Origin of the sequence: Pseudomonas sp. NEEL19, from assembly GCF_028751975.1 — a bacterium.
Lineage (GTDB): Bacteria > Pseudomonadota > Gammaproteobacteria > Pseudomonadales > Pseudomonadaceae > Aquipseudomonas > Aquipseudomonas juntendi.
The window spans coordinates 1423762-1450400 of sequence record NZ_CP081491.1 but is presented as its reverse complement, the minus strand read 5'-3'; the positions used below and the strand labels follow the sequence as shown (position 1 = coordinate 1450400).

At 53.4% G+C, this 26639-nt stretch carries 20 protein-coding genes; 8 read left to right on the top strand and 12 right to left on the bottom strand.

The annotated features are described in order from the left end of the window. From K4A76_RS06545 to rfbC, 8 genes are all read left to right on the top strand, one after another. Positions 1–1611: a BNR repeat-containing protein gene (locus tag K4A76_RS06545; RefSeq protein ID WP_182388711.1), complete on the top strand. Its 1611-nt coding sequence runs from the start codon at positions 1–3 to the stop codon at positions 1609–1611. Between the two features lie 8 nt (positions 1612–1619). After that, the gene (locus tag K4A76_RS06540; RefSeq protein WP_182388712.1) at positions 1620–5879 is read left to right on the top strand and encodes a glycosyltransferase; all 4260 of its coding nucleotides are present in this window, start codon (positions 1620–1622) and stop codon (positions 5877–5879) included. Between the two features lie 15 nt (positions 5880–5894). Next, positions 5895–7061, top strand: a complete 1167-nt coding sequence (locus K4A76_RS06535; protein WP_182388713.1) for a nucleotide sugar dehydrogenase — start codon at positions 5895–5897, stop codon at positions 7059–7061. 18 nt (positions 7062–7079) lie between these two features. Further along, positions 7080–8372, top strand: a complete 1293-nt coding sequence (locus K4A76_RS06530; protein WP_274411755.1) for a hypothetical protein — start codon at positions 7080–7082, stop codon at positions 8370–8372. A 75-nt stretch (positions 8373–8447) separates the two neighbouring features. Then, entirely contained in the window at positions 8448–9524 is a 1077-nt protein-coding gene (gene rfbB, locus K4A76_RS06525; protein WP_182388715.1) for a dTDP-glucose 4,6-dehydratase, read from the top strand. After that, on the top strand, positions 9521–10426 hold the full coding sequence (gene rfbD, locus K4A76_RS06520) for a dTDP-4-dehydrorhamnose reductase (RefSeq protein ID WP_182388716.1): 906 nt from the start codon (positions 9521–9523) through the stop codon (positions 10424–10426). The genes rfbB and rfbD overlap by 4 nt, the downstream gene beginning before the upstream one ends. Then, the gene (rfbA, locus tag K4A76_RS06515; protein WP_274411754.1) at positions 10423–11313 is read left to right on the top strand and encodes a glucose-1-phosphate thymidylyltransferase RfbA; all 891 of its coding nucleotides are present in this window, start codon (positions 10423–10425) and stop codon (positions 11311–11313) included. Before rfbD ends, rfbA begins: the two co-directional genes overlap by 4 nt. Then, positions 11313–11861 carry a dTDP-4-dehydrorhamnose 3,5-epimerase gene (rfbC, locus tag K4A76_RS06510; RefSeq protein ID WP_182388718.1) on the top strand — a complete coding sequence of 183 codons (549 nt, stop codon included), beginning with the start codon at positions 11313–11315 and terminating at the stop codon, positions 11859–11861. Before rfbA ends, rfbC begins: the two co-directional genes overlap by 1 nt. Before the next feature lie 397 nt (positions 11862–12258). Here the strand turns inward: rfbC and K4A76_RS06505 are convergent, their stop codons facing one another. The 12 genes from K4A76_RS06505 to ihfB all read right to left on the bottom strand — a co-directional run bounded on the left by K4A76_RS06505 (position 12259) and on the right by ihfB (position 26508). Further along, positions 12259–12651, bottom strand: coding sequence for a GtrA family protein (locus K4A76_RS06505; RefSeq protein WP_054913319.1), 393 nt, complete (start codon positions 12649–12651; stop codon positions 12259–12261). Beyond that, positions 12648–13592 (bottom strand): glycosyltransferase family 2 protein, encoded by a 945-nt coding sequence (locus K4A76_RS06500; protein ID WP_054913320.1) that lies wholly within the window; start codon positions 13590–13592, stop codon positions 12648–12650. The genes K4A76_RS06505 and K4A76_RS06500 overlap by 4 nt, the downstream gene beginning before the upstream one ends. Next, the gene (locus K4A76_RS06495; RefSeq protein ID WP_161892321.1) at positions 13589–15229 is read right to left on the bottom strand and encodes a DUF6311 domain-containing protein; all 1641 of its coding nucleotides are present in this window, start codon (positions 15227–15229) and stop codon (positions 13589–13591) included. The genes K4A76_RS06500 and K4A76_RS06495 overlap by 4 nt, the downstream gene beginning before the upstream one ends. Before the next feature lie 42 nt (positions 15230–15271). After that, positions 15272–17791 carry a glycosyltransferase gene (locus K4A76_RS06490; RefSeq protein ID WP_232892652.1) on the bottom strand — a complete coding sequence of 840 codons (2520 nt, stop codon included), beginning with the start codon at positions 17789–17791 and terminating at the stop codon, positions 15272–15274. Continuing rightward, positions 17792–19135, bottom strand: coding sequence for a class I SAM-dependent methyltransferase (locus tag K4A76_RS06485; protein ID WP_161892319.1), 1344 nt, complete (start codon positions 19133–19135; stop codon positions 17792–17794). It lies immediately after the preceding gene. Continuing rightward, positions 19135–20349, bottom strand: coding sequence for an ABC transporter ATP-binding protein (locus K4A76_RS06480; RefSeq protein ID WP_110677883.1), 1215 nt, complete (start codon positions 20347–20349; stop codon positions 19135–19137). Before K4A76_RS06480 ends, K4A76_RS06485 begins: the two co-directional genes overlap by 1 nt. Then, complete coding sequence (locus K4A76_RS06475; protein ID WP_054914164.1) at positions 20346–21140, bottom strand: ABC transporter permease; 795 nt, start codon at positions 21138–21140, stop codon at positions 20346–20348. Before K4A76_RS06475 ends, K4A76_RS06480 begins: the two co-directional genes overlap by 4 nt. A 2-nt stretch (positions 21141–21142) precedes the next feature. Then, positions 21143–22504 (bottom strand): phosphomannomutase, encoded by a 1362-nt coding sequence (locus tag K4A76_RS06470; protein ID WP_274411753.1) that lies wholly within the window; start codon positions 22502–22504, stop codon positions 21143–21145. Positions 22505–22626: 122 nt separating this feature from the next. Then, positions 22627–24069, bottom strand: coding sequence for a mannose-1-phosphate guanylyltransferase/mannose-6-phosphate isomerase (locus tag K4A76_RS06465; protein WP_274411752.1), 1443 nt, complete (start codon positions 24067–24069; stop codon positions 22627–22629). Between the two features lie 323 nt (positions 24070–24392). Beyond that, on the bottom strand, positions 24393–25826 hold the full coding sequence (locus K4A76_RS06460) for an MBL fold metallo-hydrolase RNA specificity domain-containing protein (RefSeq protein WP_274411751.1): 1434 nt from the start codon (positions 25824–25826) through the stop codon (positions 24393–24395). A gap of 102 nt (positions 25827–25928) precedes the next feature. Beyond that, positions 25929–26192: a lipopolysaccharide assembly protein LapA domain-containing protein gene (locus K4A76_RS06455; protein ID WP_009685995.1), complete on the bottom strand. Its 264-nt coding sequence runs from the start codon at positions 26190–26192 to the stop codon at positions 25929–25931. A 19-nt stretch (positions 26193–26211) separates the two neighbouring features. Further along, positions 26212–26508, bottom strand: a complete 297-nt coding sequence (gene ihfB / locus K4A76_RS06450) for an integration host factor subunit beta (RefSeq protein ID WP_003252675.1) — start codon at positions 26506–26508, stop codon at positions 26212–26214. Positions 26509–26639 lie beyond the last annotated feature (131 nt).

Below are 26639 nucleotides of genomic sequence, written 5' to 3'. Positions count from 1 at the left end.
TTGACACTTATCAAGTCTTGGATCGGCAAGAACAGACACGATAAAATCCATGATGACTTCAAAGATGACGCTGCATATTTTCAGAGCATTAATATTCTTTGGAGAAGTAAAGATTGGCCTGCGCTCACAAAAATCACTGATCGCGACATCTCCAGGAGAGTTGATCGAGCAGAGATCGCATTCATTATCGCAATTGCCCATGCAGAAATGGATGCGCAGGATGGCTACAAGTTATTTAGCGACATCGCCTTTAAATGGGGCCTGACAGCCGGATCAATGAAAAAATTGATCGGTGAAAACTATAAAAAAAATTTTTGCTCTAAATTCAGAGCCAACGTAGTAGGCAGCATTCAAATTGGGGTCGGCTGGGCCACCAATACAATTAACACCGCCATTTATCGACATCACGGCATTCTAACGATAGGAAATTATCAATACACAGCCTTTTACGAGAGCGAGAGTGTATTGATGTTAGTTCGACTATCAACCAATAGTTTTGAATTTCACAAACTGCAAGGGCAATATAGACTTCATGACGCCCACAACAGTATAAGCTTGGGGCACGACCGGGATCATTGCTTACACGTCACATATGACCATCACGGCACAAAGCTCAGGTATCGCCGGTCTTTGAAGCCCTATGCTATTGATGCTTGGGGTGAAGAGAAGGCAATGACTGGAAATTATGAGGATCGGGTAACTTATCCCACATTCATAAATCCGAGGCTTGGCCATCCTCTCACGCTTTTGTACAGGGACGGTGAATCAGACAAAGGTTGTGCGCGCCTCAAAACATTTGATGAAAAACTAGGCGTTTGGGGTGACCATCCTGTGCCGGTATTGTCTGGCGAAAATAACTCTCCTTGGACGTGCAACGCTTATTGGAACCATCCAGCAATTGATGAACATGGTGTTTTACATTTGTCGTTTGTGTGGAGAACGCATTCAATAGGACCTGAGCAAATAGTTAACAATTTAAATATATGTTACGCCAAATCTGCTGACAATGGCCTGACTTGGCAAACTAGCGGCGGAGTGGACTATCGGTCACCTATTACACCTGTGAACAGTGAAGTTATATTCGCAGTGCCCCCGGGCAGCAATCTGATCAATCAATGCAGCATGGCTTTGGATAGTAAAGGTTTTGCGCATATAGCTTTCTATGCAAATGACAAAGCTGGAATACCCCAGTATTTTCACCTATGGCTAACTGACGCTGGGTGGAATGTGAGGCAGGTATCAAATAGAAAAGTACCATTCCAACTTAAGGGCATAGGAACTTTACCGGTACCTATTAGTCGCCCCGAGATCCTTCTAGATAAGGATGATAATGTGCACATTCTATTCCGGGGGGACATATCAAAGAATCGGCTTAGCGCTTATTCAGCTTCCGCCCCAAATTATTTAGGTCATCCGGACGACTTCGAGATACTTTGGCCAGTGGATGTAGGTTACGCGGAGCCCATTATCGATCGAACCAGATGGAACAAAGACAATATTTTGACATTGTTCGTCCAACCAACCAACCAACCTAATGGCGACATTCGTACAGATGCCACGGTAAGCCCGATAAATATTATTAACGTCAAATTAACTCAACATACTGGTTGATGGATCAAATGAATAATCCACTAAATTTAACCATGCTACAAGAAGCAAACCTGAAATTCCGTGCTGGCGATTACGAAAGTGCCATTCAACTATATAAAGAAACCATTATCCAAAAACCTGAGCTCGAGGAGATTGTGTCGGCCAATATAAGGCTAGCAGAGACATTCCTTGCCAAGTCTGACACTGCAATGCAAGATCAGCCTGCTCAATCGACTGCTAGTTCGGAAGCTCGAGATTCCGCCACGCTCTCGATCAATCGGCCAAGCCCGAGAAAGGTGATGGTCAAGCGAAACATTACGGAATTAAATTTAGAAGATCACCTTACCCTACAACCCTGTGCCCCATCTCAGCGACTTTTGTCCCACTATGATCACGCCGGAGAGCAGGTATTTCTAAAAAAAATAGCGGCAGTACCTTTAGAAATAAAGAAAAAATCCAGAAAATTTCACGCTAGCATCATAATGCCTACCTACAACAGGGCGGCGACCCTCAAGGCGGCCATTGACTCAGTCATTGCTCAGACACACAAAATCTGGGAGCTCATCATTATTGATGATGGCAGTACAGATGATACTCATAAGGTTCTCAAGCCTTATAAGAAAGACAAACGCATCAAAGTCATTCAAGGGCAACATAAAGGTGTTAGCGCAGCGCGAAATCAAGGGCTAGAAATAGCTAGTGGAGACTATATCTACTACCTAGACTCCGACAACACGTGGAACCCAAATTTTCTAGAGATCATGAATCTGTCATTTCTGATCACTGGCAGAGGGACCGGATATGCCTCACTCTTGTTGCATGATGAGCATATGAATGTTATTGGATATCGCGGCGAACCCTTTGATAGAAATGACTGCCTACATGCTAACTACGTAGACATAAATATTTTTGCTCACAAAAGAGATTTGCTAATAAAAAAAGGTCCCTACGACACCTCGCTGCGTCGAATGGTCGATTGGGATTTGATTCTTCGTTATACAAACGACGCGCCACCTTTTTTTGCGCCATTCATTGGCTGTAATTATCTTGAAAGCAGGAACGATGCCAATCGCATCACCTTGTCAGAGCCACTTGCATTCCAGAAAGTCGTTCGGCTAAAAAACACCATTGACAGTGAGGACCGAATCGACATTTCAAAAGCTATTTCTCTAAACATCTCAATCAAGATACCAGCTCCGGAAGCAGAGAAGCAGCAGTGGGGCGATTACCATTATGCTGACTCTTTGCGAATTGCCCTGGAAGAAAAAGGTCATAAAGTCAGCCTTGATTTTCATGGCAAGTGGTACGCTCGCCCTACCAGTGCAGAGGACGTGGTTATTGTCCTTCGCGGACTCACAAGTTACACCCCTCGAAAGGGCGCTATAAATATAATGTGGAACATTAGTCATCCCGATCAGGTGACTCTTGACGAGTACAACAGCTTCGACCTTGTTTATGTTGCCTCCACCTCGCATGCAGAATTCCTGAAGCCGCAAATTCAGAAAAAGGTTGCACCACTTCTCCAGTGCAGCGACCCGAAGCGCTTCCGATATGTAAGACCTGCAAAGCCAAGATCTGACGCGATGCTATTCGTTGGTAATTCGCGTAATGAATACCGGCCGATCGTGCGGAAGGCAATCGAGTCCGGTCATGACATCGCCATTTATGGTACACGGTGGTCAAGTTTTGTTGACCCCAACTATATCAAGGCTGAGAATATATCCAATACTGAACTCTGCAACACATATGCAAGCCATCATATCGTGTTGAATGATCACTGGGAATCAATGCGCGAATATGGGTTCGTTTCAAACAGGGTATATGATGTGCTGGCCTCAGGCAGCACACTAATTACAGACCCCATACCTTCCATTACATCGATGTTCGGCAGCACAATTGTTCAGCTTGAAGAAACAAAAAGTTTTGAGAGCGTTCGCTCGTACATTCATGCTATCGACGATGCTGGAGAAAACCAGAGACGTGCTGTCGCTGACTTCGTTAACAAAAACCATTCGTTTGATAATCGAGCAAATGTAATATGCGATGATATTTTGGAGCGCCTTGGGCTTCCTGCTATTTGGAGTGCTGACTCCAAAGCAGACTCTGGCGACATTAGATTTAATGATGACGGACACCGTCTGCATGTGGTCATCTTAAGAGACAGCATAGAACCTCTCAATCACCGCGAATACATTAGACTGCTATCACCTTTAACGAATGAGTTCGCGCATCAAGACTTCAATATATCTCTAGTCAGTGATATTACCGACCCTGAGATCATAAACTGTGATGCTGTAATTATAGGAGGTACGTCAGTCAAACGTAAGTCGACGGCTTGCGCCCTTCTTGATATAAAGAAGGATGTCGGCTTTAAGATTTATATTGATTTCCACCAGAACCATCTACTCCAAACATGCCAAAAAAGTACCAATGACCAAAAGCAGGCCCTCAAACTCCTTATGGGGCATGCTGACCACGTATGGTTCGCAACCAATCGCTTGGAACTAGCGTACTCCAACTTGTGTAACAGCTATAGCATAGTTCAGGACTCACTGGATGTGAGATTCTGGCGAAATTATCGTGCAGCTCAGCCTTCAGCATCCCTAGCCCCCCGCTTCCGGATGCTAGTTCTAGCTGATGATAAGAATTTCGATGACTTAGATTTAGTAGCCAAAGCACTCGACCAGATCGCAGCAAATCGTGGAGTCAATTTCCAGCTCGTGATTTTGGGTAATACTGAGTCTGTTCCTAAACGTCCTTGGATCAAATATATCCAGCCCAACACTAAGCGTTCAGCATACCCTCACTACGCAGAATGGTTGATGCGGGCGGAGAAATTCGATATCGGAATAATTCCACGATCTTCGCCAGGGCATGATGACGCCGAACACGATCAAGATTTTCTTCACATGACAGCTCTGGGGCTCCCAGTAATTTGTAGCCGAAGCTGGGTATATGAACCATTGATAAGAAAGGGCTTGGTCATCGGAAGCGGTGCTGAGACCGAAAAATGGGCTGCAGCTTTAACCATGGTCATGGACAACCGAGAATTGATGGTGGAAATGGCAGGTAAAGCATGGGCCTACCTCTGGTCTGAGCGTTGCTCCAACGTAACGGCTAAAAGTATAGCTGGTGATCTGAAGCGGAACAATGCGCTACGGCCTCTCCCGGTTAAGAAGATCAGCCCAAGCAAACCTAAAGTAGCAGTCTGTCTTCATCTCTACTACACAGAGCAGTGGACTAAAATTTCGCAGCGTATCAAGCTGATTTCGGAACCTTTCGATCTTTTTGTTACTTGTACGCCCAATAACTTGGACGTAGTGACTGGCGATGTACATAAGCTCTTCCCTCAAGCCACAGTTGTTGCGGCTGAAAATGGAGGCATGGATGTATTACCGTTTTTGACTATCAACCATGATTATGCTTTGTGGTCCTACAGCGCTGTATTAAAATTACACACTAAAAACACCAAAACAGATGATGATGTAATTTTCGGCAACCTCTGTTATGAATCACTGCTACCAAGCCAAGAAGTGATCAAAACCCTTGTGAACTCTTTAGAGCAGGATCCAGAGGTTGGCATGATCGGGCCAGAGGCCCTATACCGCTCCGCTAAAAGTTTGATGTATGTGAATGCTGCTAAGGTTGAAGATGTTTTAAAAATTCTAAAAATTAAATCAAGTACCGATGACTGGGGCTTCTTTGCAGGGACGATGTTCTGGGTCCGAGGTAGCTTACTACGCGCTATCGCCCAGCACTTCTCACTGATTAGGGAACAAGCAATACTTGATGCTAGTGTTGTTAAATCCGGTGGTGATGGCACGTGGGCTCACGCTATGGAGCGAATCTTCGGCCTACTGGCACCCTCAAAATCGATGAAAAATCAAGCGCTGTATATTTCAGACCTGAACACGCGCAACTGGCGCGTTCGTCCCATAGATGACGGTGAGTTTCAGAAAAGTTTGTCTTACAGAGTTTCCTCAAAGTGGCATCTCGGACGATTTGCCAACCTTGCTAGGTGGGTAAAACTGTGCAAAGAAAGCGGGTACTTTGACCAGTCATATTACGTGGAAAACTCTGGCGGCGTGATTCCGGTCGGTTTGGATCCTGCTGTACATTACATTCTTTATGGAGATGACCTGGCGCTTGATCCAAGTGCAGAATTTTCAACAAGCTTTTACAAAGCGCGACACCCAGACGTTATAAAAGCTAGAGTTCCTTTCCTCGTTCATTATCTGGTTTGCGGAATTAAAGAAAGCCGCACTATTTGCCGCCCTGATCAATACTGAAATTCGGAGTAAAGTATGAAGATTGCTGTTGCTGGTATCGGGTACGTAGGGTTATCAAACGCAGTGCTGCTATCAAGACATCATCAGGTTATAGCATATGATATAAATGCCGAATCCGTTGCCGCCTTGAACAATAAGAAAGCGACTGTAGCCGATGACTTAATAGAAGAATATCTGAAAACTCAGAATTTAGATCTTTCAGCTACAACCTCCTTCGCCGACGCCGTGACCAGCGCTGATTATTTAATCATTGCAACCCCTACTGATTACGACCCCGTAACCAACTTCTTCAACACATCATCTGTCGAGAATTTAATATCACAGGCAATTAAGATGAATGGCGCGATTAAAATCGTGATCAAGTCCACCGTCCCCGTCGGCTTTACTCTAAAGATGCAAAAGCATCACAATTATGAGGATATAACTTTCTCACCTGAGTTCCTGCGTGAGGGCCGGGCATTGTACGACAATTTGCACCCATCCCGGATCATTGCTGGTGGCCCCGCAGACACCTGCGCTAACTTTGTTAAAATCCTCTCTGAAGCATCCCTTATTGATAACGTAGCTACACTTATCACCTCACCCTCAGAAGCAGAAGCCATAAAGCTCTTTTCAAACACCTACCTCGCCATGCGTGTAGCGTATTTCAATGAACTCGATTCGTATGCTCAAGTCCATAATCTTGACTCTAAAAGTATCATTGAGGGGGTCGGACTTGATCCACGAATAGGTTCTCATTACCGCAATCCATCGTTTGGTTATGGCGGTTATTGTCTCCCCAAAGATACCAAGCAATTGCTAGCCAACTATGCTGACGTACCCAATAACCTGATCAGGGCTATTGTCGACTCAAACACAACACGTAAAGATTTCATTGCAAGTGAGGTCATAAAGCTGAACCCGAAAAGAGTTGGGATATATCGTCTTATAATGAAATCTGGGTCTGACAACTTTAGAAAGTCATCAATCCAAGGTATCATGAAGCGTATCAAGGCTCGAGGCATTGAAGTAATCGTGTATGAACCGGAAATTGAAGATAATACCTTCTTCAACTCTGTTGTATGTCGCGACTTGCAGACCTTCAAGTCTACTACTGACTTAATAATTGCCAACAGATTGTCTCCTGACCTAGATGATGTATCTGAAAAAGTCTATAGCAGAGATCTGTTCGGAAACGACTGAAGGCTTGGAAAATAATATATGATAACAATTCGCACTAGCCTCCTTGTCCGTAGCGGGGAAGACCTGAGATTTTCGATCGACTCTCCAAAAACCATGCAGTTACATTCGCAAACGGGTGTATATATTAAAGTCCGAGGTTGGGTTTTGGGAAAAGACGGAACCGCCCCAATTATTGTTCTCGACAACCCTGAAAAAACTATAGTTACTCCCTGCATAGCTCGTCCCGACGTGGCAATGGTTCACAACAGCAAAAATGTGAACTGTGGTTTTGAGTTCTACATTGAACTAGGGAAAAGTCTAAAAATCGGTGCAATTGTAAATACTGCGAAACTATGGTTTGCAGAGATCTCTTTTGACAGCTTCGGCGTATTGAAAGGAAGTGACAGCTATTTGTTCCTAGACAACGACACAAACAAGAGCTTGTCTCAATATAAAGGTGAACTGCTGATTGACTCTGATAATATTGCTGGTTGGCATCGTTACTTTGGCAAAACAGAAGCTGAAGAGGGTGTGCTTTATGGAAAATCCGCATTCTTAATTGCGCCGGGCAAAGAATATATTTTTCCTGATAAATATCCTGTCGTCCGCCAAGGACTGTCCACGCTCGATCAATTTCTGTGTATCTTCAATAAAAATTACATTATCAACCCTATTAGAGAGCTATCCGCAGAGAGAAACTATACCTATTCTAAAGTAGATACTCACTGGACACATTTCGGCGCAAAAGTAGCAGCAGAGACAGTTTGCAAGAGATTCGGCGTCAACTTTACCGAGCCGGGCTCTACCTACTCCTTCTCCGAAATATCAGGTGACTTGGGTAGCAAGCTAGTGCCAGCGCAGGTGGAGCGTATTCCGGAGATAGATATGCCACACGTTGAGGCTTGCCGCATTTTTGATAATAGGATTGGCAATAGAGGGCGCATACATGTCTATCATAATCCTGCCGCCGCCTCAGCGAAAACATGCGTCATATTTGGTGACTCTTTTTCAACTACCCTCGCCCCGCAGCTTGTCGAGACCTTTCAGCGATTAGTGCATGTTTTTTCAGGCGCCGATATAGACTGGGGTATCGTAAAATATGAAAAACCTGACTTTTTAGTCACTGAAATAACTACTCGCTTTCTGATCAAAGCGCCTTATGCTAATTTTTCCATTGAATCAGAGTTAGCGCGCAAATATTCTGCCATGACTGAAGTTAAGCGCGCTTCCGAACTCACCAAGCTCTTGGCTTATACTGAGTCATCCGTCGAGTTGTATAAGAAAATTTGCTTAACCGCACTGCATGAAAACTCAGAAAAAACTTCGCATTAGAGCTGGGGATACATCGTCAGCTCTTCCATATTGGTCAACAGGTGAAACTCCTGTTCAACGAAAGGTAGTCAACTCGTGAAAATTTTAGTAACAGGTGGTGCAGGCTTTATCGGCTCCGCGGTTGTGAGACATATTGTCAAAAGCACTGGCGATTCGGTTATCAATGTTGACAAACTAACTTATGCAGGTAACCTCGAATCCCTACAGTCTGTCGATCAAGATTCGCGCTACGTTTTCGAACACGTTGATATCTGCGACCGCGTCGACCTGGATCGCGTATTCCTTGAGCACCAACCTGATGCCGTAATGCACTTGGCTGCCGAGTCTCACGTAGACCGTTCCATTTCGGGCCCGTCCGAGTTCATCCAGACCAACATCATAGGCACTTACACCCTGCTTGAAGCCGCCAGAGGTTACTGGCTGACCCTTGATGAGTCTCGTAAAGCAGCGTTCCGCTTCCACCATATCTCCACCGATGAGGTTTATGGCGACCTGGAAGGCCCGGAGGATCTGTTCACCGAAACTACACCCTACCAGCCAAGCTCGCCATATTCGGCCAGTAAGGCCAGCTCCGATCACTTGGTACGCGCCTGGGCGCGCACCTACGGTCTACCAACCATCGTAACCAACTGCTCCAACAACTACGGCCCTTTCCACTTCCCGGAAAAGCTGATCCCGCTTGTGATTTTGAACGCGTTGGAAGGCAAACCACTGCCGATCTATGGCAAAGGCGATCAAATTCGCGACTGGCTTTATGTTGAAGATCACGCCCGCGCGCTATACAAAGTGGTCACCGAAGGTGAAGTGGGTGAAACCTACAACATCGGCGGCCATAACGAGAAGCAAAACATCGAAGTGGTACGCACAGTTTGCTCACTGCTTGATGAACTGCGTCCTGATTCCAAATACCGCCCTCATGTCGACCTGCTGGCCTACGTTCAAGATCGTCCAGGCCACGATCTGCGGTACGCAATCGACGCTAGCAAGATCCAGCGAGAGCTCGGCTGGGTGCCGGAAGAAACCTTCGAGTCGGGTATTCGCAAGACCGTTCAATGGTATCTGGACAACCCTGAGTGGGTTGAGCACGTTAAAAGCGGTAGCTACCAACAGTGGATCGACAGCAACTACGCCAAGCGTACAGGCCAAGCATGAAAATTCTGCTGTTAGGAAAAAACGGCCAGGTTGGCTGGGAGCTTCAGCGCGCGCTGAGCGTGCTCGGTGAAGTTGTGGCACTCGATCGACACCTGGCTGCCACACCCTACGGTGAGCTCAAAGGGGATCTTTCGGACCTGGAAAGCCTCAGGACTGCCATTCGCGCTTTCTCGCCCCAAGCGATTGTGAACGCAGCCGCCTACACGGCAGTGGACAAAGCTGAAAGCGAACGCGACACAGCCCATCTTGTGAATTCCTTGGCTAGCCAAGTGATGGCGGAGGAAGCCAAGCGCCTGGATGCATGGTTGGTACACTACTCAACCGACTATGTTTTCGACGGCACGGGTACTACCCCGTGGAAAGAAACCGACAGTGTTGCGCCAGTTAACTTTTACGGCGCCACAAAACTCGAAGGCGAACAGCTGATACAGGCCTCGGGCTGCAAGCATCTGATTTTCCGTACCAGCTGGGTGTATGCCGCGCGGGGCAACAATTTCGCCAAGACGATGCTACGCCTGGCAAAGGAGCGTACCGCACTCAATGTAATCGCTGACCAGGTAGGTGTGCCCACGGGGGCGGAGTTACTCGCGGATGTGGCTGTAGCTGCTCTGCAACAAGCGTTGCATAAACCTGAGCTGAGCGGGGTCTACCACCTGGCGCCAACGGGCGAAACGACCTGGCATGCATATGCCAGCTATGTTATTGATTTCGCGCGGAGTCATGGCGAAGATCTCGTGGTCGAAGCCGTGAATCCGATTGCTACTACCGAGTACCCTACCCCGGCCAGTCGCCCGTTGAATTCACGCTTGGATACCGCCAAGCTTCGCAACTCTTTCACGCTGCACTTGCCTGACTGGCAAAGTGGTGTCACCCGTATGCTCATGGAAGCTCTTAACAAATGAACGCAACCAATCGTAAAGGGATCATTCTGGCTGGTGGTTCCGGAACGCGTCTGCACCCCGCAACGCTTTCTGTTTCGAAGCAGCTTTTGCCTGTTTATGACAAACCGATGATCTACTACCCGCTGGGCACTTTGCTGCTGGCAGGTATTCGCGACATTCTGATCATCTCTACTCCACAAGATACGCCTCGGTTCGAGCAGCTTCTTGGCGACGGCAGCCAGTGGGGCATCAACCTCACTTATGCAGTGCAGCCGAGCCCGGATGGCCTGGCGCAGGCCTTCACGATCGGCGCTGACTTCATCGGTAACGATCACTCAGCACTGGTGCTGGGCGATAACATCTTCTACGGCCATGATTTCCAGGCGCTGCTGCTGAATGCCGACAAGCGGGATTCCGGTGCGTCGGTATTCGCCTATCACGTGCACGACCCAGAGCGCTACGGCGTGGCTGAGTTCGACGACAGCGGCCGTGTGTTGTCTCTGGAAGAAAAGCCGGCTGTTCCAAAGTCGAGCTATGCCGTCACTGGTCTGTATTTCTATGACAACCAAGTCGTCGACCTGGCTCGCGACCTCAAGCCCTCAGCGCGCGGCGAGCTGGAAATCACCGACCTTAACAATCTCTACCTGCAACAGCAGCAGTTGCAGGTAGAAATCATGGGCCGCGGCTACGCATGGCTCGACACCGGTACGCACGACAGCCTGCTCGAAGCAAGTCAATACATCGCCACGATGGAGCGCCGTCAGGGCTTGAAAGTGGCCTGCCCTGAAGAAATTTGCTACCGCGCTGGCTGGATCGACGCCGAGCAACTCGAGCGGCTGGCTCAACCCATGCTGAAAAACGGTTACGGCAAGTATCTGCAAAACTTGTTGAAAGAGAAGGTATTCTGATGCAAGCCATTCCGATGAGTATCCCGGAAGTCGTTCTGTTCACCCCGAAGGTATTCGGCGATGAACGAGGTTTTTTCTACGAGAGCTTCAACGCCCGCGTCTTCGCCGAAGTAACCGGCCTGCAGCCTGATTTCGTTCAAGACAACCACTCCCGCTCGGTTAAAGGCGTGCTGCGTGGCCTGCATTATCAGCTGGCACCTCACGCTCAGGGCAAGCTGGTGCGTGTGGTGCAGGGTGAGGTTTTCGACGTTGCGGTAGATATCCGCCGCTCGTCCCCTACCTTCGGTAAATGGGTGGGTGCGGTGTTGTCAGCCGAGAATAAGAACCAGCTGTGGATCCCGCCAGGGTTTGCCCACGGCTTCGTCACCTTGAGTGAAACCGCAGAGTTCCTCTACAAGACCACCGACTTCTACTCGCCGCAGTGCGAGCGCTGTATTGCATGGGATGACCCGGCTGTGGGGATCGAGTGGCCCATAGACTTTATCCCAAGCTTGTCTGGCAAAGACCAACTCGGGGTGGCACTGGCTGACGCTGAGTTGTTCGAGTAGCGACTAGCGCTGAGAAAGGCTGCGAAAACGCAGCCTTTTTTCTGAAGAAATACCCTAATCGAGGCTTATCGAATGGGGGCGCTTGAGCTCAGCATCGCTGTAACGACTAGCATCGGTCGGGAGACCCGTCGCGCTCACGGTATCTTATAACTCAAGGACTTGAAAGCAGAGCTGGATGGCACGATGGTTTGGCTCAACACCCGCTTTGGACCCCTGCGCTGCCGTCAGCTGAACTAAAGCCCGTACAACATGAACAGAGCCAGCACCAGTTGGCGCTGGAGGCAGTGCATAACTCCACCAGCTGACGCATGACTGTGCCGCTTAGCTGGCTGAAAATCTGGGCTGCAAGCTAACCACCGCACAGAGCGCGGGGCCGTAAAGGCCCCGCACCGTTATGCTAGCGCGTGGGGGAAAATGCCCAAAGTTTCATGACTATGTAGTTGAGCACCGGCACCACAAAAATCACCATCAGCAAACCAAAGGCGTAATGCCACCCCAGGAACTCCACCAGCGAGGTGATCGCCAGGGTAAGGGCCAACGACACCAAAGAAACCAGCAAAAAGCGCCGATAGCCAAGAAAACTGGCGGGCGTTTTGAAGGTGAAACGGCTATTGAGGATATACGACATCACGTTGGCAAACATGAACGCCACGCCATTGGCAACATAGGCCGGCGGTGCCAACAGTTCCATCAACGTGACCACGATTCCCGCATGCACTAGAGTGTTGGTCACGCCCACCAGGCCGAAGCGGATGAACTCGTGGTAACGTTGGGGGACTAGATTGATCACTTGATAACATCACGCACTATGTAAACCGGCCGTTTTTTCGACTCGGCAAAAATCCGCCCTACGTATTCTCCCAAAACACCAATGCCAATCAGCTGTACACCACTGGCAAACAATATGGTGATCATGATCGATGCATAACCCGGCGTGTCAGCACCAAAGAAAATGGTTTTGATCAGCAAGTAAGCGGCGTACAAGAATGACAACGCCGACACTGCACAACCGAGATAGGTCCAGATGCGCAACGGCGCACTGCTGAAGCTGGTGATGCCCTCGATTGCAAAGTTCCACAGTTTCCAGGTATTGAAGCTTGAGGTACCGTGCTCACGCGGGGCTACTTTGTACTCCACGGTGGTGGTCCGGAAGCCCACCCAGGCAAATAAACCTTTCATGAAGCGTCTTGTTTCAGGGAGGGTTTTCAAGGCTTCAACGACCTTGCGGTCCATCAGTCGAAAATCGCCGACATCGGCAGGAATATCAATGTCGGAAATCCGGTTGTGCACACGGTAGAACCAGTTGGCCGTCAGCTTTTGCACAGCGTGGTCAGTGTCACGGTCTACCCGCTTGGCCAGCACCACTTCTGCACCCTCCTCCCACTTCTGAATAAGCTCGAGGATGACCTCTGGCGGGTGCTGCAGGTCAGAATCAATGGGGATTACCGCGTCACCAGTGGCAAAATCAAGGCCCGCAGATATGGCCGCCTCCTTGCCGAAGTTGCGCGACAGGTCGACAACGGTAAGGTAATGGTTTGCTGCTTTGGCTTTGACCAGCTCATCGTACGTGCGGTCACGGCTACCATCGTTGATACCAATAACTTCGAGCTCGTAGCGGTCGGCGAGCGGTGCGAATACTTCGTTGATCCTGGCGAAAAAAGCTTGTACACCCTTTTCTTCGTTATAAAACGGCGAGACCAGGGAAACTTTTCGCTTTGGCAAAGGGGTCATTGAACTTTACTCCCTGTTGGCTGGAAGCTGCACACATGGGCGAAATCGATTTCTATGCACGCAGGTTGGCGGTCTGCCGGGAACAACGCTTTCACCTGTGCTACTGCAGGGAAATCGCCGCGATTGAACACATACATCGAATTGGCCATTTGCGAGCCTGCAATTTCGGCCTGGGTGCTTTCCACTGCGCAGTTAGAAGCCGCTCGTGATACATAACCGGTGTTGATCTTCAGGTTATGCACGGAGGCAAAGCGCATGGTTGGCATCAGCGTGTTCAAAATCTGGTCGGCCCGACCGCAACGGAACTTGGGGAAAAAGTACAAGTACTGGGTGTCGGTAGTGAGTTGTTGGTCCCAGGTCGGCTGGGTCAGCACGGCCGCAGCAGGACGTTTGGCGGTATCGACCAGACGGTGGCGCAAGTTGGACAGGTCTGCCAATTGCAGGCCGATCAATACCACCATGCTGACGGCAAATACTTTGGCACCCAAGCGTTTATAGAGGCTCGCAATGGCAAATATCACCACGCAATAACCCACCGGCCAGAAGAACCTGCCCGAGGCACGGAACTGAGAGGTGATACGGTCCATGAACGAAGGATAGTGAAGCGAGACAATTTCATGCACGCCAAGGTAGATGGTGTCTGAAAGCGCGTAGGCGGTGAAGAGGAACATCAGCCATGTCAGTGCCCGGTGTTTGGCAAAGCTGCTCTCGGACGCACTACGGTTCAGCACCCAGGCAAGCGCAAAGGCCAGCAGCACACCCAGGCCAAGATAGTTGAAGCCTTCATACTGGCCAGGCATTTCAGGGTCGGGGAACTTGATGTACTTGCCACCATGAAACGGTGATAGCAAGTTCATTGAATAAGTACCGAAACCGGACTCTGGTGCTACTTCTACCCGCTCCATGGGGAAGATGGTAAGAAACAGGCTGGCACCGATTATCACGAAGGGAATGGCAGCTCGGGCCAATTCACGCGGTGCGCGCCACGACGGCTGGTGAAACAGCCCGGCAACGTAGATGGCGCTGGCCATTACACAGAGATAGATGTTGACGTAGAACGACGATACCAACAGCAACGTCCAGCCCAGCCGCTCTGGCGTGACCGTGCGACGGCTGCGGACATACAACGCCAGTGCGCAAAGGATAATCCAGTGCGACATCAGCGAGATATGCCCCAGGCGGGTAGTTAGCGCCGGGAACGTCAACAGGCACACCACCAAGGCAAACAGCGCCAACCAGGAATGCACCCGCAATTCACGCAGGATCCACCAGCCGCATACAGCCTGGGCGATGAAGGAAAGCGCGACCCACACACCGAACGGGTTGAACGGCGCGAAGCTAGAAGGTACGAAAACCTTTAGCAGCAACGCGTACAACGGGATCGCGTCAACAAAAGTGGCGCGCGTGCCTTGCGGATAGTTGATGCTGTCGAAAGCCAGTAGCGGGTAGCTGAATGGCGCATTAAAGAAGGCGTTGAACCCAGCGAAGTACTGAGTGACATCATCGACCTCGGTTAACCAATACGAGGATGTCCCAGTGATGAAGCCCGCGGGAAAGTAGCGCAGGACAAAAAACACCCCAATAGCCAGCGCGACCGCAAAGCCGGCTCTCCCCGTTGAGTCTAACTTCAAACGCATTTCCCTATATCCCAAATTTTCTGCTGTGTCGTGACTGGCTTATCAAAACTTGTACTTGTCGATCTCGCCAATGAGTTGCTGTGCGCTGGCCTTCCAGGTAAGCCAAGGCATCTGGCTAGACTGCGGGTGCCGCCCTTCGGCATGCAGCAACAACCATTCGCCAATACTGTCGGCAACTGCCTGGGCATCGGCACCCGAGAAGAACCACGCATGCTCACCCGCCACTTCGCGGAACACAGGGAGGTCGCGGGCAATAATGGGAAGTTGGTATTGCGCAGCTTCAATCAACGGCAGGCCAAAACCCTCACCGTAAGAGGCCGCTACCAGGCAATCGCAGTTGTTATACAGATATTCGAGGTATTCGTCGCTAGCCCCTTCCAGCCAGAGCAGCCGTTTGCCGGCCTCCGGATGGTTGCGCAGCTTGGCTGCCAGGTCGTCGACCAGCCAGCCGTGCTTGCCGACAATTATCAGGTTGGCCTCTACGCCGGCCGCCCAGAGGCGCTCGAACGCTTCCAGTGCCTGGGCATGGCCCTTGCGTGGTTCAAGGGTACCGACCATGAGGAAGTTGGTGTTGTCGGCCAAAGCTTCAAGGCGCTTGGCCGGGTCTTGCGGGAGACCGGTGGAAGGCATGGACTGGTCGATGTCCGCCCCCAGGTGGAACGCGCCAATACGGAACGGGCGTTCGCCTGCCAGGTTGTTTTCGGCCAGCCAGTCGCGCAACTCGTCCGCCACAGCGCGGGAGATGCACAGCGCACCATCATATTCGGCAACGGCATGGATCCACGTGCGGTAGTGAGCTTGCAGGCTGTCGACGAAGCAGTGCGGCAACTGCAGGATCAGCAGGTCGTATACCACGAAGAAAATGTTCACCCCATGGCTACGCAAGGTATCGAGGTAGCTGCGCTTATGCGGCAACACGTCCATCAGCAGGTCAAGGCACAGGTATACATCGCCAGCGCGGTAGCTGATGGCTTCATCTTCGACGTGCTCGAACGCCTGGCCAAGGAACTTGGCGGTAAAGCGCGAGGCATGGCGGTAAAAAGCTTCGCCGGCGACGGTATATACAGGCCGCACGTCATACGCCGCAGGCGGGTTGGTCAACCATTCCAGCAGGATGCTGCGCACTACCCGTTGGATGCCACTCTTGCCGTCGTGCTTGCTCAGCTCGGAGATATCCACGAACAGTTGTGGCTTGCCAGCCGGGCCCTGTAGCGAGTAGTCAATGGCTTTTGCCAGCCGCTTGATATCCACTGCACCGGGCTGCAACAGGGCTCGGCCAGCAAGGCCGTCGATCAGCGCCTGCAGAGCGTCAGTGGCCTGTTCGACCGCGACCGGTTTATCGGCCTGGGCCAGTGCTTGCTCAAAGGCCTCCACGGCAGCCTTGCCGGTAAGGTCCCACGAGAAAGCTTCAGCGCGCTGCAAACCATGGGCTGCCAAGCGCTCGCGGAAAGCTTCATCGCCCAGTGCCTGACGCAGCTTTGCCACCAAAGACTGGGTATTGAGCGGGTCGAAAGTCGCTTCCTCCAGCCCGATGACCTCGGGCACGCTGGAAGTATTGGCACCGATAACCGGGGCGCCGCACTTCATCGCTTCCAGCGGTGGCAAGCCGAAGCCCTCGTGCCATGAAGGGAACACGTAGAGCTGGCATGCGTTATACAGTGCAACCAGTTCCTCATCGGTAATGTAGCCGGTGAAGACCAAGTCGGTGTCCCCCAGGCCTTGGCTGCGCGCAGCGGCGCGGTACTGGTCGATATGAAACTGCGGCATCTTGCCTGCAAAAACCAGCTGCACATTGCCAGCTTCCTGGCGAACCTTGGCGAATGCCTCGATCAGCCTTACCAGGTTCTTGCGTTCATCGGCTCCCCCGGAGTAGAGCACGAAGGGGGTGCGCAAGCCGAAGCGCACGGCCAGGGCCTGACGCTGCGCTGCGTCCAGTTCGATGGGCCGGAATATCTCGTCGGCCGCTGTCGACACATTCACAACCTTGGCGGCCTCCAAAGGCAGCAGGGACAGTGCCTCTTGGCGGGCGAACTGGGAAATCGACAGCAACAGGCCGTACTGTTTGAACGCCTCGACCTTGTCCAGGTAGTGCGCCTTGTAGCCCGGGTTGGGGTCCAGGTACTGCCGGGGGCTGACCAGCGGAATCAGGTCATACAGGGTTGCACTGACCAGCGCCCGCTGATCCAGTTGCGGGCTGCCGATCACGGCATCGTCGATATAGCCTTCCACCGGGCTACAGACATGTACCACATCGGGTTGCAAATCATCGATGCAGGCCTGGCGGATACGCTCGGCCACCTCGCGCCGGGCGCGGTTGGCCGGATCGCGTGCAGACACTGGGCCTTCGGCGTACCACACGCGAATGTGGCTTTGCGGCAGCAGGCCGATGAACGCTGTGCGGATGCTGTCGATGCTGTCTGACAGCATGCCGTTGAGCAGCAGATATACCTCATGGCCGTTACTGTTGCGCACGATGCCCTGCGCCAGGGAAAGGCTGTAGCGCCCGATACCACGGAAACGGCTCTCGGTTTGCGCGCCCTGCAAGTCAATTACGATACGCATTCAGTGCTTGCTCTTAATCATGGCTTCGCTGAGGGCGCTTTCAATCGAGCGCCCACGCGGTGTCAAGGGTGCGTGGTCGATCACGCCGTGTTGTGGGTCACTGGCCATTGCCACAGGTTCGGATGCCAGCACCCGGCGAATCTGCTGCGTCAGCCAAGGGCTACGGTGCAAAGCCGCCAGCGCCAGGCGTTTTACCGCCGGGCGGCGCTCTACCCAAAGCCGCGCATGCGGTGCCACGCGACGCAACGCAGCCTTGCCGTGCCGGGAAGGCCAGTACAGCACCCGGCCTATCATGCGCAGCGGCGCGCTAACCCGCCACGAGGTGCTGGCAAGCATTGCCTGCAATTGTTGCTCAACGGCCTGGGCGCGCTGGAAGTGATGATGGCAATTTTCCAGCGCCACGTTGCGCTCTTGCTGCACTGCGCCAAACTGCTGCTGCAGGTCATTGAGAGCTGTCTGGTAGCGATCCTGGATCACCAGCAACTGATGGGTTTGCTGGGCCTGGACCTCGGCCATGATTCGCTGGAATTCAGCGGGTTCGAAGAATGTCGCTCGCACCGTTTCCACCGTGTTGTGCAGTTCAGCGAACCGGCGGTCGATCGCGCGATCGTAGCGGTGCGCCAGTTGGTCGAGTGAGATGCCATAAGCCGCCTCGAACATGTCGTCAAAGGGCTGCAACTGGCTTGGGCTAGCGGCTTTCTGCGCTACCACGGCGTAGTCCGGGCTGACGCTGAACAACACGTTCAACACGCCAAGGGGCGCTTGCTCGTCATGGACTTCAGGCGGTTCCTGCAACCGCACAATCTTGGCCCGGGCAAACCCGCTGTAATCCGCCAGAAACGACATCAGCAGGCTGGGCAAAGGTTGTTCGTGGGTTGGGTCAAGGTAGAAATTGTTGGTGCCAACCGTCACGTTTTCAGCGTTGGGGGTTTCCAGAATCAGCAGCCCGGCAGGGCGCAGTACCCGCAAAGATTCGGCAACCAGTTCCTGCAAAACGGCAAACGGCAGGTGCTCGGCGATATGAAACCCGCTTACCGCCACCTGGCTGTTATCGGGCAGCTTGCGCAGCGCGCTCAGCACATCATCCTTGTTCGCCGGCAGCTTGAGCGCTTCGCAGGCTTCCAGCATGCCGTCGTCCAGGTCTACACCCAGTGGTGAAAAGCCCTCGCGCACCATCAGCTCCAGCCACTCTCCACGGCCACAACCTAGATCAAGTACAGGGCAGTCAGCGTACAACGCCTTGAGCGGTTCGAGGAACGGCAGATAGGCCTGGAGCCGCTGTGTGATCGTCTCGCGCGAACCACGGTAACGGTCCTCGAAAGCCCTGTAAAAACCTGCATTCATCAATTGCACTCCACTGTAGGCGGTATCCACGCAAGGCCTACGAAGTTCTGTTCGGACATGTTCACCACATTGAACACCAACGCGAGGTCACGCCACTCATAGTTATCAGCGATATGGCTGTCGGTGGCGTGCAAGGCAACAGCCACCGAATAAGATCCCACCCCCAGGTTTGCCGGGAAGCGGAAGGCGTAGGTCAACCTTGTACCCGCCGCAAGGTCGGTGCGCACGCACTGCAGGTGGTGAGTGTTGGTACCAAAGACGTCCTGGCCAAGGCGGTCCTTGATCACATAACCCACCACCAATTCCGGCAAGCGTGCATGCACCTGGACGCCGATACTCAAGCAAACGGCCTCTCCGACCGTAATGTACTCAACCGGCGCGCCCTCGGCGTTAAGCAGTGCCACCTTGGCAATACTGGCCTTCCCGCTACCTGAACGCGTTTGCACGCTACCATCCTGCAAGGTCTGGACCTCGACCGTGGCGTTTTCTTTCTGTGCGATGATGGCGTTGTAGTAATCCATTACTTCTTCGGGCGGCCCGTCCTTGATCACGGTACCGCCGTCCAGCAGAATCGCGCGGTTGCACAAGGCCTGGATCGCGCCACGGTCGTGGGACACGATCAACAGTGTGGTACCGGCCTTTTGAAATTCCTTGATACGGCTAAAGCTTTTGTGCTGGAAATAGCTGTCTCCTACTGACAACGCCTCATCAATGATGAGGATTTCCGGCCGAAACGCGGTCGCCACCGCGAACGCCACGCGCATCTGCATGCCGCTTGAATAGGTACGCACGGCCTGGTCAAAGTACTCGCCAATTTCGGCGAACGCTTCAATGTCGGCTATGACGCCGTCGATCTGCTCCGTGCTGAACCCCATCAGGCCAGCGGCGTGGTAGGCATTCTGACGGCCGGTAAGCTCGGCATTGAAACCCATACCCAGCTCAAGAATAGCGGCGATACGCCCGTGTACCTGCACGCGCCCTTCGGTAGGCTGCAGCGTACCGGTAATCATCTTCAGCAGGGTCGATTTGCCAGCACCGTTCTGCCCTACCAGGCCAATGGCTTCGCCGGCCTCAATGTTGAAGCTGACGTGCTTGAGCACCCAGTGCTCGCTGCTGGCCTTGACCGGCATATAGAACCAGCGTGCGATACGTTGCCATTCCGAGCGATAACTGCGGTAGGCCTTGCCCACGTTGTTGACGGACATGAGTGTCATAGGGAGTCCACCATTTCAGCCGAGGCTCGACGGAACAGGAACAGCCCCAACACCATCAGGCCCAGGGCGATGCCAATGGTGATACCCAACCCGGCGATATTCGGCGCGAGTTTGTACACCATTACATTGTGGTAGGAAGTGACGATGGCATACATGGGGTTGATGTCCAGCGTGCCCTTCAGGTAGTCGGGCACGATATTCACCGAATACACAATCGGGGTGAACCAGAACCACACCTGCAGGATGATCGGTACGACCTGGCCGATGTCGCGCAGGAATACATTCATCACCCCCAATACCAACCCGAGCCCCACGGCAAATGCCACCACAACCAGCGTCAGCGGCAATAACCAGAGCATCTGCAGGTTGGGTGCATGCCCCAGCACTGCAAAAATGATCATCACTGCCACAAACAACAGCAAGTTATTGAGCAGGCACGAGCCCACCACAATCACTGGAAGGGCGATGCGTGGAAAGCGCATCTTCTTCATCAGGTTACCTTGGTCGATGAACACCGTAAGGCAACGCCCGACGATCTCGGCGAACAGGTTCCACGCCAGGATGCCGGCAATCAGGTAGAGCGCATAAGCATACTTGTTGTCGATACCCGGCAGCCGCGCGCCGAGTACATTCGACAAAATCAACGCATAGATGGCTACTTGCGCCAGAGGGTGAATGATCATCCACAGGCCACCGAGCTTGCTGCGCGCGAACCTGGAGATGAATTCGTTTTTGATGGAAGTAAAGATGAAGCCTCTGTAATCCCAGATGCCCCGAAGCATGCCAAACATAGTTATCCCTGGATCAGGCCGGCGATTTCAGTCACGCGTTGCGCTACCAGCGCTTGATCACCGCGGCTTTCAACATTCAACCGCAGCAACGGCTCTGTATTGGAGCCGCGCAGGCTGAAACGCCAGTCGGCAAATTCGACACTGATGCCATCGGTACGGTCCACACTCGGCGCCTGGGGCAGGTAGAAGGCCAGGATCTTGTCGATAGTGCCTGCTACATCGGCCACTTCATAGTTGATCTCGCCGCTACACGGGAATGCCGCAATACGCTCATCCACCAGTTGTGCCAGGCTCTTTCCAGTCACGCTCATCAGCGCGGCTACCAGCAGCCACGGGATGTTCCCGCTATCGCAGTAGGCAAAGTCGCGGAAGTAATGGTGCGCGCTCATTTCGCCCCCGTATACGGCGTCTTCGGCGCGCATGCGTTCCTTGATGAAAGCGTGACCGGTTTTGCTCTGGATGGCCTGGCCACCGGCAGCGCTGACTTGCTCGATGGTGTTCCAGGTAAGGCGAGGGTCATGAATGATCTTGCTGCCTGGGTGCTTGGCCAGCAGCATTTCGGCCAGCAGGCCGACCACGTAGTAGCCCTCGATGAAACGACCTTGGCTATCGAAGAAAAAGCAGCGGTCGAAATCACCGTCAAACGCGATGCCCATGTCTGCCCCAGTGTCCAGAACGGCCTGGCGGGTAAGGTCCCGATTCTCTGGTAGCAGCGGGTTGGGGATGCCGTTGGGGAAGTGCCCGTCCGGCTGGCCGTTAATGATGGTTATCGCCAGCGGCAGGCGCGCCTTCAGCAGTTCCAGCACGGGGCCGACCGCGCCGTTGCCCGGGTCGGCCAGCACCTTCAACGGCTTGAGCGCGGCGAGGTCAATATAGGTCAGCAAGTGGTCGATGTAGGCGGTTTTATCGAACGCTTCGCGCACGCTGCCAGGGTGGGCGGCCTGCGGGCCAAGGTCGCCGGCTTCGACGCGGTGGCGGATATCGGTGAGGCCGGTGTCGCCACTGATGGGGCGAGACTGCTCGCGGACCAGCTTCATGCCGTTGTAGCCCTTGGGATTATGGCTAGCGGTGACCATGATGCCGCCATCGGCCTGGTAGTGGCTGGTAGCGAAATACACTTCTTCGGTACCGCACAAGCCGATGTCGATTACATCGGCGCCGCCCTCGGTCAGCCCTTTTATCAGGGCACGGGACAGGCCAGGGCTTTCCAGGCGCATGTCCCGGCCAACGATATAACTGCGCCCGCCCAACTGGGCCACCAGGGCGCGGCCTATACGGTAGGCGATGTCATCGTTGAGGTCAGCGGGCACTCGGCCGCGGATGTCATAGGCTTTGAAGCAGCGGGTCTGGATAGGTGCGTACATGCATCTCTCTCGGTGCGCAAGCGCAAAACAGGTTCCGACTGGAAGGGGATGACCGGCGAAGAATTGCCGCATGAAAACCAGCCCCGCGCCCGACTGGCAGGGGGCCGACAGCATAACCGGTGTCAGGCGTTGCAACGCCCGTACTTGTCCTCGAAGCGAACAATGTCATCCTCGCCGAGGTAATCACCACTCTGCACTTCGATCAGCACCAAGTCGATGACGCCGGGGTTTTCCAGACGATGCCTGTGGCCTGCGCGAATGAAGGTGGACTCGTTAGTGTTGAGCATCAATTCCTGGTCGTCATTCACCACCACCGCCATGCCGCTGACCACAATCCAGTGTTCGCTGCGATGATGGTGCATTTGCAACGACAAGGAAGCCTTGGGCTTGACCACGATACGCTTGATCTTGAAGCGCTCGCCATTTTCCAGTGTGGTATAGGTACCCCAAGGGCGATGCACGGTCTGATGCAACAGGTGTGCCCCATGGCCGTCGTTTTTCAGGCGCTTGACGATATGCTTCACGTCCTGGGCATGATCCTTGTGGGCGATGAGCAAGGCGTCGGGTGTATCCACTACCAGCAGGTTTTGCACGCCCACCAGTGCAGCCAGGCGGTTCTCGGAATTGACATAGTTATCGCGCGCGTCGTAGGCCATTACCTCGCCTTCAAAGCGGTTGCCGAACTCATCCGGCGGAGTCAGCTCACTGACCGCGTTCCACGAGCCGATGTCGCTCCAGCCAATATCGCATGGCACGGTAGCCACTTTGCGAGAGCGCTCCATCAAGGCATAGTCGATGGAGATATCTGGCACCTTGGCAAAACTGTCAGGCTCAAGCGCCAGGCAGCTGTAACCGGTGGAGGTGGAGCGGCGGGAAGCCTCCAGGGTGTGCTCCACGGCTTCGAGCACATCGGGGGCATGGGCCCTGAACTCATCAATGACGGCGCCGACCTGGAAGCAGAACATGCCCGCATTCCAGAAGTAGTTGCCGGCAGCAACGTAGGCCTCGGCTGTTTTCATGTCTGGTTTCTCTACGAAACGCTCGACTTTGAGGCCACCTTCCAGCGCTCCGCCGGCAGCGGCCTCGATGTAACCGAAACCGGTTTCGGGATACTGCGGCTTGATGCCGAACGTAACCAACCAGCCTTGCTCGGCCAGGTGCAGAGCTTTTCCGACGGCATCGGCAAATGCCTGTTCATTCTGGATAAGGTGGTCGGCAGCCAGCACCAGCATGTGCACATGAGGGCCGTGGGTCTGGTGCAACTGCAGCGCAGCGGCAGCCACGGCAGCCGCGGTATTACGGCCGAAGGGCTCAAGGATGTAACCCTGGGCATGGCCTTGGGTATTGATGCTGCGGTACTCGTCTTCGGTCTTGAACAACAGTTCCCGGTTGGTGACAGTCAGTACTTCGACCACACCCTCCAAGCGCGCGGCGCGCTGGAAGGTTTTCTGTATAAGATTCCGCCCGTCGGGCAGGGCCATGAATGGCTTGGGATGAGCCTCACGGGAAACTGGCCACAAACGGCTGCCAACGCCACCGGAAAGAATTACCGGGATCAATTCCATAATCGAGTCCTTAACGGCCACTTGAAGTTGTCAACCTCAGGAAACCTGCATCTGTTTTTTATCACTGAACACCACCGCGGCAGCCGCAGCGGCGCATAAATATACGCGTTTAGCGAGTTTAATCCCTAGCCATCCATAGGCTGTAGAGGCAAGCTTCGGCGCTAGAATACCAGAGATTTACCCGCCAGGTTGGGCGCCCCTCCCTGTCCATACGGCTTCCGACGTACCAAGGAGCCAAGCACCTAACCACCTGTAAAGCCCTTGAAACGGATGAGGGCGCGGTTGAGACAACAGAGATCGCCAATGTTCTGAGCGCGACCCGTTTATTTGCCTATAAAAACCGCCATTGGTCGGTTCGCTTCAGCCAGACGATGCTCAAGCGCCTGCTTCAATGCGGTTTTCGCCTGCCGCTCACCATGCACTAAAACAACTTTTGCGGGAGGCGATGGAATACCCTCGATAAAACTTATCAAACCTTCCCTGTCTGCGTGGCCCGAGTAGCCACCAACCGTTAGCACCTTCGCTTTGATCTCATGCGTCTTGCCGCTCAGCTCGATCTGCAAGAAGCCTTCCGCGCCTTCACTGGCCTGTATCACCGCCCCTGGCGTCCCCTTGGCCTGGTGGCCGACAAAAATTATTTCATGCCGAGGGTCGCCGAGCATGGCCTCCAGGTAATTGACGATTCGACCACTTGAACACATGCCATTACCTGCAATCACGATCGCCGGGCGCCCGGTACTCTTGAGGTAATTGACCACCTGTTGGTGGCGGGCATGGGTGTCCACACTGATCAGCTGACTGAAACCGAGCGGGTCGCGCCCTTCAGCCAGGCGAGCCCTGGCTTCAGCGTTCCAGTACTCGTGCAGCTCGCTGTAAACGCGGGTAATACGCTGGGCCAAGGGTGAGTCGAGGATGATGGGCAACTGCGACCAGTTGACGGGATCTTCGTCACCCGGTTCGCCGCGGGCTCCGGTCAATGCCTTGCGGTGCAGAATATCCTCTATTTCGTACAGCAGCTCTTGTGTACGCCCCAGGCTGAAGGCCGGAATCAGAATGGTGCCTTTGTCGGCCAAGGCGCGATCAATTGCCGCCTCCAGTTGCTGCTGCCGACCGCCCTTGACCGGGTGCAGGCGGTCACCGTAGGTACTCTCCAGCACCAGCACATCTGCCCGCTCTGGGGGCCGAAGCGGGCGCAGCAATGGGTTGGCACCATTGCCCAGGTCGCCTGAAAACACGTAACGGGTGTTGATACTTCCATGCAACAGGTCGCACTCGACATATGCCGACCCAAGCAGGTGGCCTGCACGCTGCAAGCGGATGCGACACTGCAAACCCGGCTCCATCACCACTTCATGCCACTGCTCGAAGGGCAAAGGCACAATCAGGCTTGTGACCCGTTCAAGGTACCGCGCCACCTGAGCAGGCTCGCGGTTGATGCCCACCCTGTAGGCGTCCTCCAGTACCAGCGGCAATAGCCGCGCCGATGGCTCGCTGCAGATTATGGGGCCGCGGTAACCTGCAGCCAGCAGCGCAGGTATGCGCCCGACATGGTCCAGGTGTACGTGGGTGACGATTAGCGCGCGAATGCCCTGAATATCGAAGCTGAGCGGCGCGGATTCTGCACCAGGCGGCGCATCGGTGCCCTGTTCCAACCCACAGTCGACCAGCAAACTGCTACACGAGGCCAAGTGCAACTGGTGGCAGGACCCAGTCACACCCCGGGTGCCACCGTGATGGAAAAGGCAGGGGAACTCCATGCTACGCACACTCAACTTGGCCATAAATGAAGTGGGCTATTACTTCATGGCGGCCAGCCTGTGCATAGGCGGACTATTCCCAGGAAGGCGTAGGAAATTTCCTTAGTTACCGCTCAATGCCGCTTGCCGGGCAGAGGCCTTGATCTTGCGTTTGCTGCGTTGAACGCCGTATGCGCCCAGTAGCGGGCCTATAGCCAGGCCGATGACAAGCGCTGCCAGCACCAAGACAGCCACGGGCATTTCCGGCGCAGCCCAGCCAAACAGCACCAGCGCAACGGGCTGCTGGTTCTCCAGCACGAAGAACAACACCACCGCCGCCAACAGCAGCACGAAAATAGCCGCCAGGGCGCGCTTCAGGTTACGCATCAGATTGCTCCTTGAGTGCTCAGGCTTCGGCCTCGTCTTCTTCGTTGACCCGGTCGCGCAACTCTTTGCCGGGCTTGAAGTGCGGTACGAACTTGCCTTCGAGGCTGACCGACTGGCCGGTCTTGGGGTTACGCCCCACGCGTGGGGCGCGATAGTGCAGCGAGAAGCTGCCAAAACCGCGGATCTCGATGCGGTCGCCGGTAGCCAGGCATTGTGACATCTGTTCAAGCATGGTCTTGATGGCCAACTCCACGTCCTTGGACGAGAGCAGCCCTTGATGGGTGACAATACGTTCGATCAGCTCCGACTTCGTCATATTTTTCCCTTCGTTATCAAGCAGCTAGATCATTGCTTAAGCAGGTTGTAGCACGCTGGGAAGGATTTGAACAGGGTGCATCTTGACTTAATAAAAAATTTCAAGATTGAAGTAATTCAGGAATGGTCTAC